The following is a 14,590-nucleotide window of genomic DNA, read 5'->3' as shown; positions in this document are numbered from 1 at the left end:
CCGCTCGTCACCCAGGAGCAAGCTCCCCGTGCTACCGCTCGACTTGCAKGTGTTAGGCCTGCCGCCAGCGTTCAATCTGAGCCATGATCAAACTCTTCAATTTAAAAGTGTTTGATGCTCAAAGAATTAAAACTGTTTATAAAATCAGTAGTCACTCTTCAAGACTTGATATTTGTTTGCATCCGAAGATGCTGAGATATCAATCCTGCGAGTGCCCACACAGATTGTCTGATAAATTGTTAAAGAGCAGTGAGTTAGTCGCTTTCGCTTGCTAACTCGAGGTGGCGTATATTACGCTTCCCTCTTTCAGAGTCAAGCGTTTATTTTCGCTTTCGTCTGACTGACTACCGGGTTGTGAAGCCGCTTTCGAAGCCGCTTCGCCGTGTCAGTGGAGGCGCATTATAGGGAGTTCTCAGAGCCTGACAACCCCTAATTTGAAAAAACTTTCTGATAGGCTATTTTTTAGGCGAAACGCTTATTTTTAGCGCTTTTTGATGAGTTTTGGCAGGTCTGCGAGGCTATTAATAACCACATCTGCGGCCGCCTCACCTGCTTCTGTCACTGGTTTGCCGGTGCGAACCAGCACTTTAGTCCCCACCATTGCGGCAGCACCAGCCTGCATATCTTCAATTTTATCGCCGACCATATAAGAAGAAGCCATATCAATGTGCAGGAAGTCACGGGCAGAAATCAGCATGCCAGGCTGCGGCTTACGACAGTCACAAGTCTGGCTAAACTCTTTCACGCTCCCATCCGGGTGATGAGGGCAATAATAGATGCCGTCGAGATCGACGCCGCGGTCCGCCAGCGACCAGTCCATCCATTCGGTCAGGTTTTCAAAGTCAGCCTCGGTGAACATCCCGCGCGCAATGCCGGACTGGTTAGTCACCAGCACCAGAGCAAAGCCCATCTCTTTTAATTCGCGCATTGCTTCTATAACACCATCAATAAACTCGAATCGGTCAACTTCATATACATAGCCATGATCGACATTAATGGTGCCATCGCGGTCGAGAAAAATAGCGGGTACGGACTGTGCCACTTGAGAACTCCTGAAACGGGTTAATGACGTTTAGTATCGCATGATTTAGTAATAAGGAGAGAACAGTCCTTCACTCGCTGATTGATTTAGACGTCTGGATGCCTTAACATCCATATCGATTACGGTAACTTTGGTTACTGGTAGCAGAAAATTCCACGGCTAATACAGATACGATAATAAATAACTCAATGATTAAACTTTCAAATATCACCAAGGTGTTCCAGCAGGGAAACCGCAGCATACAGGCATTGAACAATGTCAGTCTGCACGTACCTGCCGGGCAAATTTATGGCGTGATTGGCGCGTCCGGTGCGGGGAAAAGCACCCTTATCCGCTGTGTAAACCTGCTTGAACGTCCAACCGAAGGTTCAGTTCTGGTTGACGGTCAGGACCTGACAACGCTTTCTGAAACCCAGTTAACCAAAGCCCGCCGCCAGATCGGTATGATCTTCCAGCACTTTAATCTGCTTTCTTCGCGTACCGTTTTTGGTAACGTCGCTCTGCCGCTCGAGTTGGATAACACGCCAAAAGAAGAGATTAAACGTCGCGTTACCGAGCTACTGGACTTAGTTGGTTTAGGTGAAAAGCACGATGCCTGGCCTGCAAACCTTTCCGGCGGTCAGAAGCAGCGCGTCGCGATTGCTCGTGCGCTTGCCAGCAACCCAAAGGTCCTGCTGTGTGACGAAGCTACCAGCGCGTTGGACCCAGCCACGACCCGCTCCATTCTGGAGCTGCTGAAAGACATTAACCGCCGCCTGGGCCTGACCATTCTGCTTATCACCCACGAGATGGATGTGGTCAAACGTATTTGTGACTGCGTGGCCGTGATCAGCAACGGCGAGCTTATTGAGCAGGATACGGTGAGCGAAGTGTTCTCCCATCCGAAAACGCCTCTGGCGCAGCAGTTTATTCAGTCCACACTGCACCTCGACGTGCCGGAAGATTACGCGCAGCGTCTGAACGCAGAGCATAAAGAAAATGCGGTACCTTTATTACGCCTGGAGTTCACTGGCCAGTCGGTCGATGCCCCACTGCTCTCAGAAACAGCACGTACCTTCAACGTGAACAGCAACATTATTAGCGCGCAGATGGATTATGCCGGTGGCGTGAAGTTCGGCATCATGCTGTGTGAAATGCACGGCGAGCCAAAAGATACGCAAGCGGCTATTGCCTGGCTGCAGGAGCAACACGTGAAAGTAGAGGTGCTGGGTTATGTCTGAAGCAATGATTTGGTTACTGGCTCGCGGCGTATATGAAACGTTGGCCATGACCTTTGTTTCCGGTTTCTTCGGATTTGTGCTCGGTCTGCCAGTCGGCGTGCTGCTTTACATCACTCGTCCTGGGCAAATCAGCGCCAATGCGAAGCTTTACCGCAGCCTCTCGGCGATCGTTAACATTTTCCGTTCTATTCCATTCATTATCCTGCTTGTCTGGATGATCCCTTTTACTCGCGTCATCGTAGGAACATCTATCGGCCTGCAAGCGGCTATCGTTCCGTTGACCGTTGGTGCCGCGCCGTTTATTGCGCGTATGGTTGAAAATGCCCTGCTGGAAATTCCAACCGGCCTGATTGAAGCTTCACGCGCGATGGGCGCTACGCCGCTGCAAATCATTCGTAAAGTACTGCTTCCAGAAGCGCTTCCAGGCCTGGTCAATGCCGCGACGATTACCCTTATCACTTTAGTGGGCTATTCTGCTATGGGTGGTGCCGTCGGTGCCGGTGGTCTGGGGCAGATTGGCTATCAGTACGGGTACATCGGCTACAACGCTACCGTAATGAATACCGTACTGGTTCTGCTGGTCGTGCTGGTTTACTTAATTCAATTCTCTGGCGATCGTATCGTCCGGGCTGTTACACACAAATAAACACAACTGCATTCATACAAGGAAAAGGACATGGCTTTTAACTTTAAAACGTTCGCCGCGGTCGGCGCTCTGATTGGCTCTCTGGCCCTGGTGGGTTGCGGTCAGGAAGAGAAAGATCCAAACCACATTAAAGTCGGCGTGATTGCTGGCGCTGAGCAGCAGGTTGCGGAAGTGGCTCAGAAAGTGGCTAAAGAGAAGTATGGCCTCGATGTTGAGCTGGTGACCTTTACCGACTATGTCCTGCCAAACGAAGCACTCAGCAAAGGCGATATCGACGTTAACGCCTTCCAGCACAAACCTTACCTGGATCAGCAGATCAAAGATCGTGGTTATAAGCTGGTTTCCGTAGGCAATACCTTTGTTTATCCAATTGCCGGCTACTCCAAAAAAATCAAATCACTGGCTGAACTGCAGCCGGGTTCTCAGGTAGCACTGCCAAACGACCCGACTAACCTCGGCCGTTCTCTGCTGCTGCTGCAGAAAGAAGGTCTGATCAAACTGAAAGACGGCGTTGGTCTGTTGCCAACCGTGCTGGATGTCACCGAGAACCCAAAAAATCTGAAACTGGTTGAGCTGGAAGCACCGCAACTGCCGCGTTCTCTTGACGATGCGCAGATTGCTCTGGCCATCATCAACACCACTTACGCTAGCCAGATTGGCCTGACACCAGCGAAAGACGGTATCTTCGTTGAAGACAAAAACTCGCCTTACGTGAACCTGATCGTTTCTCGTGAAGACAACAAAGATGCAGAAAACGTGAAGAAGTTCGTTCAGGCCTATCAGTCTGACGAAGTGAACGAAGCGGCTAACAAAGTCTTTAACGGCGGCGCGGTTAAAGGCTGGTAAGTTTCCATTCTTCAGTTTTACGTAAATAATTAAAGGCGGGCGCAAGCCCGCCTTGTTATTTTGGTTCGAGCTTGCTTCAATGTTCCCCGTTTTACATTCATTGAGGAAATATTATGCGTGCTTTACCGATCTGTTTATTAGCCTTCGCGCTGAGCGGCTGTTCAATGCTAAGCAGATCCCCAGTAGAACCCGTTCAAAGCACGGCAGCTGCGCCGAAGACAGAAACAGAGAAACCGAAAGCGCCTCGCCCTGTTCCGGTCAGAATCTACACCAACGCAGAAGACTTGGTGGGTAAACCGTTCCGTGATTTAGGCGAAGTCAGCGGCGAGTCTTGCCAGGCAAGCAATCAGGATTCTCCCCCGAATATCCCGACAGCGCGTAAACGCATGCAGATTAATGCCTCCAAAATGAAAGCCAATGCGGTCCTGCAGCACAGCTGCGACATCACCACCGGCACGCCAGGGTGCTACCGTCAGGCCGTTTGCGTTGGCTCCGCGCTGCAAGTTTCGGCGCAATGACCCCATTTCAATTTGCACAAATAGGCGTTATTCGCTCCCCTTATAAAGAAAAGTTCGCCGTCCCGCGTCAGCCCGGTCTGATCAAAGATGGCGGCGGTGAACTGCATCTGCTTGCGCCTTACAACCAGGCCGATGCCGTGCGTGGGCTGGAAGGGTTTAGCCATCTGTGGCTGCTGTTTGTCTTTCACCAAACGATGGAGGGCGGCTGGCGCCCAACCGTACGTCCTCCCCGGCTTGGCGGCAACGCGCGAATGGGCGTGTTTGCTACGCGTTCCACGTTTCGCCCGAATCCAATCGGCATGTCGCTGGTTGAGCTTAAAGGTATTCGTTGCCAAAAAGATGAAGTGATCTTACAGCTCGGCAGTCTGGATTTGGTGGATGGCACGCCCATTGTAGATATCAAACCGTACCTGCCATTTGCAGAAGCCGTGCCGGACGCACGTGCTGGCTATGCAAAGCAGGCTCCGCAGGCGGACATGCCTGTGATGTTTACACCAGAAGTGCAGCATCAGTTGACCGGGCTGGAAAAACGCTATCCGCATCTTGCGCGTTTTATCAGTCAGGTGCTTGCTCAGGACCCTCGTCCTGCCTATCGTAAAGGTGAAGATGTCGGGAAAACTTACGCCGTTCTGCTGCTGGACTTTAACGTTCGCTGGCGCGTCACAGAACACGGTTTTGAAGTGTTCGCTCTCGAAACGAGTTAATTTAGCCCTCTCTCTTTTGACATCTCTGCCACACTGGTAAACTAAACCACTTTTTTTGAAGCAGGCCGCCGCTGGCCTGCGCTCTGCCGTTCAAATGGAACCGTAACAACATGCGTACTAGCCAATATCTGCTCTCCACTCTGAAGGAGACACCTGCCGACGCTGAAGTAGTCAGCCACCAGCTGATGCTGCGCGCCGGGATGATCCGCAAGCTGGCCTCCGGTTTATACACCTGGCTGCCAACCGGTTTGCGCGTCCTGAAGAAAGTCGAAAACATCGTGCGTGAAGAAATGAACAACGCCGGTGCTATCGAAATGTGCATGCCGGTGGTTCAACCCGCCGACCTGTGGCAGGAGAGTGGACGTTGGGAGCAATACGGCCCGGAGCTGCTGCGCTTTGTTGACCGTGGCGAACGTCCTTTCGTGCTGGGTCCAACCCACGAAGAAGTGATCACCGACCTGATTCGCAACGAACTGAGCTCCTACAAGCAGCTGCCGCTGAATCTGTTCCAGATCCAGACTAAATTCCGTGACGAAGTGCGCCCACGTTTTGGCGTAATGCGTTCCCGCGAATTCCTGATGAAAGACGCCTACTCGTTCCATACGTCTCAGGAATCCCTGCAGGAAACCTACGACAAGATGTATGAGGCTTACAGCAAGATTTTCTCCCGTATGGGTCTGGATTTCCGTGCCGTTCAGGCAGATACCGGCTCTATTGGCGGCAGCGCTTCCCATGAGTTCCAGGTACTGGCCCAAAGCGGTGAAGACGATGTAATCTTCTCTGACAGCTCAGACTATGCGGCAAACATCGAATTCGCTGAAGCTTTAGCGCCGGCAGCAGGCCGCGCAGCGCCAACCGCTGAAATGAGCCAAATCGACACCCCGAACGCAAAAACTATCGCCGAGCTGGTTGAGCAGTTCAACCTGCCAATCGAGAAAACGGTTAAGACTCTGCTGGTGAAAGCCACCGAAGGCAGCGCTTATCCGCTGGTTGCTTTGCTGGTTCGTGGCGATCACGAGCTGAACGAAGTGAAGGCTGAGAAACTGCCGCAGGTAGCAAGTCCGCTAACATTCGCCACCGAACAAGAAATTCGCGACATCGTGAAAGCCGGTCCTGGTTCCCTGGGTCCAATCAATCTGCCTGTTCCAGTTGTGATTGACCGCAGCGTTGCGGCAATGAGTGATTTCGCCGCTGGCGCAAACATCGACGGCAAACACTTTATCGGCATTAACTGGGAACGCGATGTTGCGCTGCCAGAAGTTGCGGATATCCGTAACGTTGTGGCCGGCGATCCAAGCCCGGACGGCAAAGGCACCTTGATGATCAAGCGCGGCATCGAAGTGGGTCACATCTTCCAGTTGGGTACCAAGTACTCTGAAGCGCTGAAAGCCGCGGTTCAGGGTGAAGATGGCCGTAACCAGACCCTGACCATGGGTTGCTATGGCATCGGTGTTACCCGCGTGGTCGCGGCTGCGATTGAACAGAACTTTGACGATCGCGGTATTCTGTGGCCGGACGCTATCGCCCCGTTCCACGTTGCGATTCTGCCAATGAACATGCACAAGTCATTCCGCGTGCAGCAGCTGGCTGAAGAGCTGTATACCACGCTGCGCGCGCAGGGCATCGACGTGCTGCTGGACGATCGTAAAGAGCGTCCAGGCGTGATGTTTGCCGACATGGAGCTGATTGGTATTCCTCACACTATCGTTATCGGCGACCGCAATCTCGACAACGAAGAGATCGAATACAAACATCGCCGTGCCGGTGAGAAGCAGATGATCAAAACCAACGAGATCGTTGATTTCCTGGTGAAGCAGATCAAAGGCTAATTAACCGCTGAGCATAAAAAAGCCCGTCCATCTGGACGGGCTTTTTCGTTTTAGTCGTTACACTCTTTGCCGGGCTTAAACTTCGCACCCTTATCCGCGACCAGCGCTTTTTGTAACTCCCCACTGTCTGGAGAAGCCTGCAGCGTAAAGTGCCCTTCTACCACCAGCAGGATTGGCGCGCTGTTCTTGCCGCGCGCTGCCGCATAGGCTCTTTCGAGCTCGGCATTATCCGCAACGGCAAAGGTTTTACCGGTCGCACAGTCCTGGAATACCGCCGCGTCAGCCATGTATTTATACTTGCCTTTCATCGGCATTGGCGTTGACGGCAGCTTCGCATCCACCGCTTTTAGCGTGTAGTTGAACTGCGAATCAATCGGATTGCCTTCACGATCCAGCATCACCAGGCTGTCGCCCTTAGGGTGGTAATACTGCTTCTCGCCTTCGCTGTCGGTTAAGACCAGTTTATCGGCAGTCCGCGCCCATTTACCGTAGCTGGCAAATGAGGCTCCTTTACCCTGGTAAGTCTGATTCATCACCCAGGTGCCGTCCTTTTCCAGGAACAGCGAGGTTTCAATCCCTTCACAATCCGCACACGGCACTACGCCGCGATAGCTCTGCTGCATCGGTTTCAATTCCGCCGCCTGAGCCGGGATCAAAGTTTGCGTTTCCGTACGATTATTACAGCCAAATAGCGTGAACAGGCTGAGCGCTGCCAGCGCAGCCAGAAGACTCTTCTTCATGCTTCATTCCTTATGCCGTTGTCCCAATGTTCGTCGCTACTCCGGATGACGACGAACTTTGCCGCGTAGTGCTTTGGTTGTCGATTTCTGCGCCTTTGAGGCCAGACGCCGCTCTTTAGAAGCCCGCGTCGGCTTTGTGGCACGGCGGCTCTTCTGCACTACGGTGAGTTCTTGTATCAATGAAACCAGGCGAGCCACCGCCGCTTCGCGGTTCATCTCCTGGCTTCGGTATTCCTGGGCTTTAATCACCACCACGCCCTCAGGCGTGATCAAATGGTGACTTACCGCCAGCAGACGTATCTTATACGACTCCGGCAGGCTAGAGGCAGGAATATCAAAACGCAAATGAATCGCCGTTGAGGTTTTATTCACATGCTGCCCGCCCGCCCCCTGGGCACGAATCGCGGTAATCGTGACTTCATTGTCCGGGATAACGACCGTTCGCGACACGGAAATCATTGTTGCAGCCAGGCCGTAAAGTGAATTTCCAGATTATTCTCGCTGTCGGACAGCCAGATTGCGCCATCCTGAATTGTCGCCTGCAGGTTCATGGTGCGCGTACCAAACTCACTTAACTTCGCCAGCTGTGCGTCATCCAGATACCAGATGGACAGGTTTTTAAACTGGCTCAGGCGGGTCTGGTTTTGCTGCCACCAAATTTCCGCCGCCCGACTATTATAGGTAAACAATGCCACCTCAGCCGACTGGCTGCAGGCTTTTTTGACCCGACGTTCTTCCGGTAACCCTAGTTCTACCCACAAATCAATGCCAAGGTGATCGTTTTTACGCCAGATTTCCGGCTCGTCTTCTGCGCTGAGGCCACGGGTAAATTCCAGACGCTCATCCGCATATTTAATCCATGCCAGCAGGCGCAGCATCATGCGCTCCTGCGTTTCCGAGGGATGACGCGCCAGCGTCAGGCTGCTGTCCAGAAACCGATTACGATCGAGATCGGCCACATTTACCGTCGCCTTATAAATTGTCGCTTTTAACGCCATCACACTTCTCCATACACAATTGCGCGCTATTGTAGCGAAATAACACTCCTTCGGCTCTGAGTATGACGGGTATATTTGCGTGGCTGATATCGGTTACATTGCTGTGGTATAGTCACCTTGCTAAACAGAGTTTATCTTCGTAGGCTTAGACTTGACCCCACGAGTAGGTCTGAAGTCGGGACTCTGAGAGGAGGGTATGTGGAAAAGTATTGTGAATTAGTTCGGCAACGCTATGCGGAAATTGCCAGCGGCGATTTAGGCTATATTCCTGATGCCTTAGGATGCGTATTGAAGGCTCTGAACGAAGTTGCCTCCAGCGAGGCCGTATCGGAGTCGGTCAGGGAACAGGCGGCTTATGCTGCCGCGAACTTACTGGTGAGCGATTATGTCAATGAATGATGCGTATCAACCCATCAACTGTGATGATTATGACAATCTCGAGCTCGCCTGCCAGCATCATTTGTTACTGACGCTGGAGTTAAAAGACGGGGAGGTTTTGAAAGCCAAAGCGAGCGATCTGGTTTCTCGTAAAAACGTCGAATACCTGGTTGTCGATAACGCTGGCGCTACGCGTGAGCTACGCCTCGATAAAATTAACAGCTTTAGCCACCCCGAAATCGGCACTATCGTGGTGAGCGTCGAATAAATCTGATCACCCCATCTCAAACAAAACGGGCAGCTATCGAGGCTGCCCGTTTTGTTTACGGCTTCATTGAGGCGTAGTAGGCCGCTAAATCAGAGATATCCTCGTCTGAAAGCCCGCTGACGTAAGCCTTCATGATTTCTGCCTGCCCACCGCTGCGCTCCCCTTTTTTATAAGCCTGAAGCGAATGCTCCAGATAAGCTTCGCTCTGCCCGCCAATGTTTGGGTACAGCGGCGCAGAAGCTTTCCCACTCATGCCATGGCAGGCAACGCAGGTCATGGCCTTCGCTTCCCCGGCCTGGGGATCGCCTTTCGCCAGAGCAGGTAAACTGCAGACTATCAGCCCAAGCAGCAATACGACTTTTTTCATTGCTCAACTCCCTTTTGCCAGTCTATGTGCCAGCATGAATGTTCCGTAGCTTGTCCTTCACGAGTGACAAAAATACCCGGCGCAGCGATAAGTTGCTCGCCATAAAACAGCAGCGGCGTGGCGTCACGTTCCCATGGCGGAATGCGCAATTCCTGCCAGATTTTTTTCAGCGTTCGCCTTTTATCACGGCCGACAATATGCAGCAAACCCGAAGCCTTAAAACGCAGGCTAACAATTTCGTCCTCTGCTGGCGCACGCACCGGCATTCCCTTCTCGCTGAGTAAAATCATTCCCAGCCCAGGGAGATTCATGGGGTGATAAGGTGCGGGCCATAAATAGCTTTTTTCCCGATCGATGGTCAGCAGCGGAACCCAATACAGTTCCCCCTGAAAACGCCTGATTTCATGTTCGCCCAGGCGAAGGCGAGGATTGGCATCTTCCCGACTTAAAGCGACTTCCTGCCATAAACGTTGAAGAGAAGCCCGGGACGGCATCGCAGCCCGATGCCAGGAGAGCCAGCGCCGCAGCAGGGCAAATCGCCGTGCCTCACTCATCGCCAGCATCGACTCAATATGCAGCGCGCCCTCGGGTGACATCAAGTTATCCAGCTGTTCGGCAAGCAGTTCATCAAGCAGCTGTTCCTGCTCGCCGCATAACGCAGCGCTGCGGGCAACGCTGCGGGAAAAATGGGGCCATCTTTGCTGCAGCAGAGGAACGACTCTCAGACGCAGGAAATTCCGGTCATACTTATCGTCCTGATTACTTTCGTCCTCAATCCAGCTTAGCCGGTGAACGCCAGCCCACTCCTCAAGCTGTGCCCGTGAAGTTGCCAGCAACGGGCGCAATAATAATGTGTCGCTAAAAGGCAAAATCGCAAGCATCGACGCCAGCCCGGCCGGGCCGCTGCCGCGTTTAAGCGCCAACAGGAAGGTCTCACACTGGTCGTCCAAATGCTGTGCCGTCAGCAGCACTTCACCTGCCAAAAGCGAGTCAGAAAGCGCCTGGTAGCGGGCCGCCCTCGCTTCCCCTTCAATCCCCTGGCCGCCGGAGGGAAGCTGAACATAAGCCACTTCGAAGGGCACGTTCCACTTCTCACAAATTGCCCGGCAATGTTCCACCCAGCTGTCTGCTCTCGGGCTGAGTCCATGGTGGATATGCATTGCCCTGATATTCAGGCCAGGTTGCAGAGTATCTCGCAGGGTAACGACTTGGTGCAGCAGAACCGTCGAATCCAGCCCACCGCTAAACGCCACCAGCAGTTGGCGGTGAGGATGCAGAAAAGACTGAAGTTCGCGGCTAGTCATAGTTTGTCGTTACGAGGGGTTTGCCCGGCAAATTACCGGGCATTCGCGGCGCTGGCAAGGTTTACTGCTGATAAAGTTCCAGCGGCAGGCCGTCGGGATCGCTGAAGAAGGTGAAACGTTTGTTGGTATAGGGATCGATGCGGATGGGCTCGCATTTCACGCCGTGGCTTTCCAGGTGCGTAATCGCCTGGTCAATGTTTTCCACGCTGAATGCCAGGTGACGAAGCCCGCAGGCCTCTGGGCGACTTGGGCGTACAGGCGGAAACGGAAAAGAGAATAGCTCAATAACGTACTGGCCATTCAGCGCCAGATCGCCTTTCCAGGAGTCCCGCTCTTTGCGGTAAACTTCCGCTTCCAGCGTAAACTCCAGCACATCGCAATAGAATTGCTTACTGCGTTCGTAGTCCGACGCGATAATCGCGACGTGATGAATTTGCTTTAAACCCAGCATAAAATCTCCTTAGTCACTTCAGGCAAGGTAATCATCGCTTCCCTGCAAAGCAAGCGCTCAAGCCTCTTTTAAGACTCGTACTCTGTAGACGCCGTCCTCACCGAGTTTAGCCCCGTGAATATCCGTTTCAAAGCCCGGATAATGTTCCCCCACAGAGCACAGCATCAGCAGGAAGTCGAGCACCGCCCGACTCTCTTTGGTGATCACTTCTCCCGGCATCACCACCGGCACGCCTGGCGGATAAGGCAGGATCATATTGGCTGAAACTCTGCCCAACAGTTCCTCTATTTCTACCGTTTCTACGTTGCCTTTCACCTGCTGCTGATAAGCCTCATGCGGCGTCATACGCATTTCTGGCAGGACATCAAAAGCGCGCAACATTAGATCGGGCAGGTTATGTTGCTTAATCAGTTTGTGGATCCCCTGCGCCAGCGTCTGAATGCGCATGTTGCGATAAAAGTCCGGATCTTCCGCATAAAGATCCGGCAGCATGTTCTTCACACGCAAATTAAGATCGTAAGAGCGCTTAAACTCCGTCAGCCCGCGCAGCAGGCTTAGCGCTTTTGTCTTATCAATACCGATACTGAACAGGAACAGCAGGTTGTACGGACCGGTCTTCTCAACAACAACGCCCCGCTCGTCGAGAAACTTGGCCACCAGCGCCGCCGGGATCCCCTCTTCTGCCATTTCGCCCAACTCGCTCATACCCGGCGTCAAAATAGTGACTTTGATAGGGTCGAGATACATGTGTTCGGCATCGGCATCCCTGAAGCCATGCCAGTCTTCCTCTCCGGGGGCAATGGGCCAGCACTCGGCCTCATCAACATGATCGGGTTGCCAGATATCGAAGAACCAGTCTTCTGACTCTTCGCGCAGGCGCTGCACTTCACGGCGGAAATGCAGGGCACGCTCAACGGAACGGTTGATCAGCCGTTTCCCCGTATTACCGCGCAGCATCGCCGCGGCCGTTTCAATCGAGGCCACCAGCGGATAGCTCGGGGAAGTGGTGGTATGCATCATGTAGGTTTCGTTAAAGGTCTCTTCATCGTAATCACCTTTAATGTGAATCAGCGAAGCCTGGGAGAACGCCGCCAGCAGCTTATGGGTCGACTGGGTTTCATAGATAATTTTCCCCGGTACTCGATCACCGCTCATGCCGCTTTTTCCCTGATAAATCGGATGGAAGTTGGTATAGGGCACCCAGGCGGAGTCAAAGTGAATCGACGGCACATCTAGCGTTTGCTTGATGAAATCGGTGTTGTACAGCAGCCCGTCGTAGGTCGAGTTGGTGATAACCGCGTGCACCGGCCACTGCGCATTCGGGGTTTCAGCGACCTTTTTCTCGATATTTTCACGAGTAAATTCACGCTGCGGAATACCGCCCAGGATCCCCAGCGCGTTACGCGTTGGCTTCAGCCAGATTGGCACCAGATTGGTCATCATCAGCAAATGGGTCAGCGATTTATGGCAGTTACGATCGACCAGAATTGTGCTGCCGGATGGCGCGGCATACATCCCGACTATCTTGTTCGACGTCGAAGTCCCGTTAGTCACCATATAGCTTTGTTCGGCGCCGAAGGTGCGGGCAATGTACTCCTCCGCCTCCAGATGAGGGCCGGTATGATCTAGCAGCGAACCCAGCTCCGTAACCGAAATCGACACGTCGGCCTTCAGCGTGTTGCCGCCAAAAAAGTCGTAAAACAAGCAGCCGACCGGGCTTTTCTGGTAGGCGGTACCGGCCATATGCCCTGGCGTACAGAAAGTGTATTTTCCCTCTTTCACATAGGTGAACAGCGCTTTGGTCAGCGGCGGCGTAATCGTATCCAGGTACTCGTCGGTGTACTGGCGAATACGCAGGGCGATGTCGTCGGCCGCGCTCAGCGCATACTCGAAGAACCACAGCGCCATGCGCATTTCATTCACGCTAACGTTTAGAGAGGAATGTGTATTGATGAATGCATACAGCGGCAGATCTTCATTCAGCAGGTTAATTTCGCTGCACAAGTCGAGGCTGTATTCGTCCCAGTCAAAGACCACGCCGCAGATACGAGGGTTGTGCTCAATCAGCTTAAGCAGGTCAGTGCTGTTGGTGGGGTAGATGAGCTGAAAGCCCTGCAGCTCCAGCGCGCGATGCAGTTCCTTAATAGGCTCGTCTTTGTAGAAAACGCCGTGCGGCCCCATAATCGCAATGGTATTCAATGTTCACCTCCTGGAAATCACCTGGCTAAGCATAGCGCAATGGGATTTTCCATGAAGCAATAAATGCAAAAAGGGCCGGAAAATCCGACCCTTATCGCTATTTTACAACTCAAAATCAGGCGTAGCCGTAGCTCATCAGGCGCTGATAACGACGGTTTAACAATTCATCTTTGTTCAACACGTCGAGATCCGCCAGATCGGCCAGCAGCTGTGCACGCAGGGAAGCAGCCATCACTTCTGGATTGCGATGCGCACCACCCAACGGCTCTGGGATCACGGTATCGATCAGCTTCAGCTCTTTCAGGCGAGGAGCAATGATCCCCATCGCTTCTGCGGCCAGCGGGGCTTTATCCGCGCTCTTCCACAGGATTGACGCACAGCCTTCCGGGGAAATAACGGAGTAAGTGCTGTACTGCAGCATGTTTACTTTGTCACCCACGCCAATGGCCAGCGCACCACCGGAACCACCTTCACCGATAACGGTACAAATGACCGGTACTTTCAGGCGGGACATTTCACGCAGGTTGCGGGCGATCGCTTCAGACTGACCACGTTCTTCGGCGCCAACGCCCGGATAAGCACCCGGCGTGTCGATGAAGGTAATGATCGGCATGTTAAAACGTTCAGCCATTTCCATCAGACGCAGCGCTTTACGGTAGCCTTCTGGTGCCGGCATACCGAAGTTACGACGGATTTTCTCTTTGGTTTCGCGCCCTTTCTGATGACCAATGATCATCACCGGACGACCTTCCAGACGAGCAATACCGCCCACGATAGCTTTATCGTCGGCATAGGCACGATCGCCGGCCAGTTCGTCGAACTCATCAAAAGCCAGACGAACGTAATCCAGGGTGTACGGACGCTGCGGATGGCGCGCCAGCTGCGCAATCTGCCATGCACCTAAATCAGCGAAGATCTTGCGGGTCAGCTCAACGCTTTTCTCGCGCAGACGCTGCACTTCTTCGTCCAGATTAATATCCAGTTTTTCATCCTGGCGGCTAACGGCCGTCAGGGAATCGATTTTCGCTTCCAGCTCTGCAATCGGCTGTTCGAAATCAAGGAAATTCAGACTCATAATAT

General features: G+C 53.0%; 17 protein-coding genes and 1 rRNA gene. 8 read left to right on the top strand and 10 right to left on the bottom strand.

From position 1 onward, the window contains the following. A 16S ribosomal RNA gene (locus A936_RS09405) occupies positions 1-103 on the bottom strand; the annotation flags it as partial. Positions 104-481: 378 nt separating this feature from the next. Next, positions 482-1,042, bottom strand: a complete 561-nt coding sequence (gene gmhB, locus A936_RS09400; protein WP_008456984.1) for a D-glycero-beta-D-manno-heptose 1,7-bisphosphate 7-phosphatase — start codon at positions 1,040-1,042, stop codon at positions 482-484. 188 nt (positions 1,043-1,230) lie between these two features. Here gmhB and metN point away from each other — a divergent pair, with 188 nt between their 5' ends. From metN to proS, 6 genes are all read left to right on the top strand, one after another. Further along, positions 1,231-2,262, top strand: a complete 1,032-nt coding sequence (gene metN, locus A936_RS09395) for a methionine ABC transporter ATP-binding protein MetN (protein WP_008456982.1) — start codon at positions 1,231-1,233, stop codon at positions 2,260-2,262. Further along, positions 2,255-2,908, top strand: a complete 654-nt coding sequence (locus tag A936_RS09390; protein ID WP_008456980.1) for a methionine ABC transporter permease MetI — start codon at positions 2,255-2,257, stop codon at positions 2,906-2,908. Before metN ends, A936_RS09390 begins: the two co-directional genes overlap by 8 nt. Positions 2,909-2,938: 30 nt before the next feature. Next, on the top strand, positions 2,939-3,754 hold the full coding sequence (locus A936_RS09385) for a MetQ/NlpA family lipoprotein (protein WP_008456978.1): 816 nt from the start codon (positions 2,939-2,941) through the stop codon (positions 3,752-3,754). A gap of 113 nt (positions 3,755-3,867) precedes the next feature. After that, positions 3,868-4,272 carry an envelope stress sensor lipoprotein RcsF gene (gene rcsF / locus A936_RS09380; protein WP_008456976.1) on the top strand — a complete coding sequence of 135 codons (405 nt, stop codon included), beginning with the start codon at positions 3,868-3,870 and terminating at the stop codon, positions 4,270-4,272. Beyond that, entirely contained in the window at positions 4,269-4,976 is a 708-nt protein-coding gene (tsaA, locus tag A936_RS09375; protein WP_008456974.1) for a tRNA (N6-threonylcarbamoyladenosine(37)-N6)-methyltransferase TrmO, read from the top strand. The genes rcsF and tsaA overlap by 4 nt, the downstream gene beginning before the upstream one ends. A gap of 110 nt (positions 4,977-5,086) precedes the next feature. After that, positions 5,087-6,805: a proline--tRNA ligase gene (gene proS, locus A936_RS09370; RefSeq protein WP_008456972.1), complete on the top strand. Its 1,719-nt coding sequence runs from the start codon at positions 5,087-5,089 to the stop codon at positions 6,803-6,805. A 50-nt stretch (positions 6,806-6,855) separates the two neighbouring features. Here proS and nlpE read toward each other — a convergent pair whose 3' ends face one another. From nlpE to A936_RS09355, 3 genes are read right to left on the bottom strand one after another with little or no spacing between them, the layout of a single operon-like run. Then, positions 6,856-7,545, bottom strand: coding sequence for an envelope stress response activation lipoprotein NlpE (gene nlpE, locus A936_RS09365; protein ID WP_008456969.1), 690 nt, complete (start codon positions 7,543-7,545; stop codon positions 6,856-6,858). Between the two features lie 36 nt (positions 7,546-7,581). Continuing rightward, the gene (gene arfB / locus A936_RS09360) at positions 7,582-8,004 is read right to left on the bottom strand and encodes an alternative ribosome rescue aminoacyl-tRNA hydrolase ArfB (RefSeq protein ID WP_008456967.1); all 423 of its coding nucleotides are present in this window, start codon (positions 8,002-8,004) and stop codon (positions 7,582-7,584) included. Beyond that, entirely contained in the window at positions 8,001-8,543 is a 543-nt protein-coding gene (locus A936_RS09355; RefSeq protein ID WP_008456965.1) for a YaeQ family protein, read from the bottom strand. The genes arfB and A936_RS09355 overlap by 4 nt, the downstream gene beginning before the upstream one ends. A 198-nt stretch (positions 8,544-8,741) precedes the next feature. Here A936_RS09355 and A936_RS09350 point away from each other — a divergent pair, with 198 nt between their 5' ends. Together A936_RS09350 and rof are read left to right on the top strand one after the other, a co-directional pair. Continuing rightward, positions 8,742-8,942, top strand: coding sequence for a YaeP family protein (locus tag A936_RS09350; protein ID WP_008456963.1), 201 nt, complete (start codon positions 8,742-8,744; stop codon positions 8,940-8,942). Further along, on the top strand, positions 8,929-9,189 hold the full coding sequence (gene rof / locus A936_RS09345) for a Rho-binding antiterminator (protein ID WP_008456962.1): 261 nt from the start codon (positions 8,929-8,931) through the stop codon (positions 9,187-9,189). Before A936_RS09350 ends, rof begins: the two co-directional genes overlap by 14 nt. 55 nt (positions 9,190-9,244) lie before the next feature. Here rof and A936_RS09340 read toward each other — a convergent pair whose 3' ends face one another. The 5 genes from A936_RS09340 to accA all read right to left on the bottom strand — a co-directional run bounded on the left by A936_RS09340 (position 9,245) and on the right by accA (position 14,585). Beyond that, positions 9,245-9,556, bottom strand: coding sequence for a c-type cytochrome (locus A936_RS09340; RefSeq protein ID WP_008456960.1), 312 nt, complete (start codon positions 9,554-9,556; stop codon positions 9,245-9,247). Next, positions 9,553-10,860, bottom strand: coding sequence for a tRNA lysidine(34) synthetase TilS (tilS, locus tag A936_RS09335; protein ID WP_008456958.1), 1,308 nt, complete (start codon positions 10,858-10,860; stop codon positions 9,553-9,555). The genes A936_RS09340 and tilS overlap by 4 nt, the downstream gene beginning before the upstream one ends. 61 nt (positions 10,861-10,921) lie before the next feature. After that, on the bottom strand, positions 10,922-11,311 hold the full coding sequence (locus A936_RS09330; protein ID WP_008456956.1) for a VOC family protein: 390 nt from the start codon (positions 11,309-11,311) through the stop codon (positions 10,922-10,924). 57 nt (positions 11,312-11,368) lie between these two features. Then, positions 11,369-13,510 carry a lysine decarboxylase LdcC gene (locus tag A936_RS09325; RefSeq protein WP_008456953.1) on the bottom strand — a complete coding sequence of 714 codons (2,142 nt, stop codon included), beginning with the start codon at positions 13,508-13,510 and terminating at the stop codon, positions 11,369-11,371. A gap of 115 nt (positions 13,511-13,625) precedes the next feature. After that, positions 13,626-14,585, bottom strand: a complete 960-nt coding sequence (accA, locus tag A936_RS09320; RefSeq protein WP_008456951.1) for an acetyl-CoA carboxylase carboxyl transferase subunit alpha — start codon at positions 14,583-14,585, stop codon at positions 13,626-13,628. Positions 14,586-14,590: the final 5 nt, after the last annotated feature.

This window comes from Enterobacter sp. Ag1, assembly GCA_000277545.1.
Classification (GTDB): Bacteria; Pseudomonadota; Gammaproteobacteria; order Enterobacterales; family Enterobacteriaceae; genus Cedecea.
Note: the sequence above shows the minus strand (reverse complement) of the source record. Positions and strands in the feature narration are given on the sequence as shown.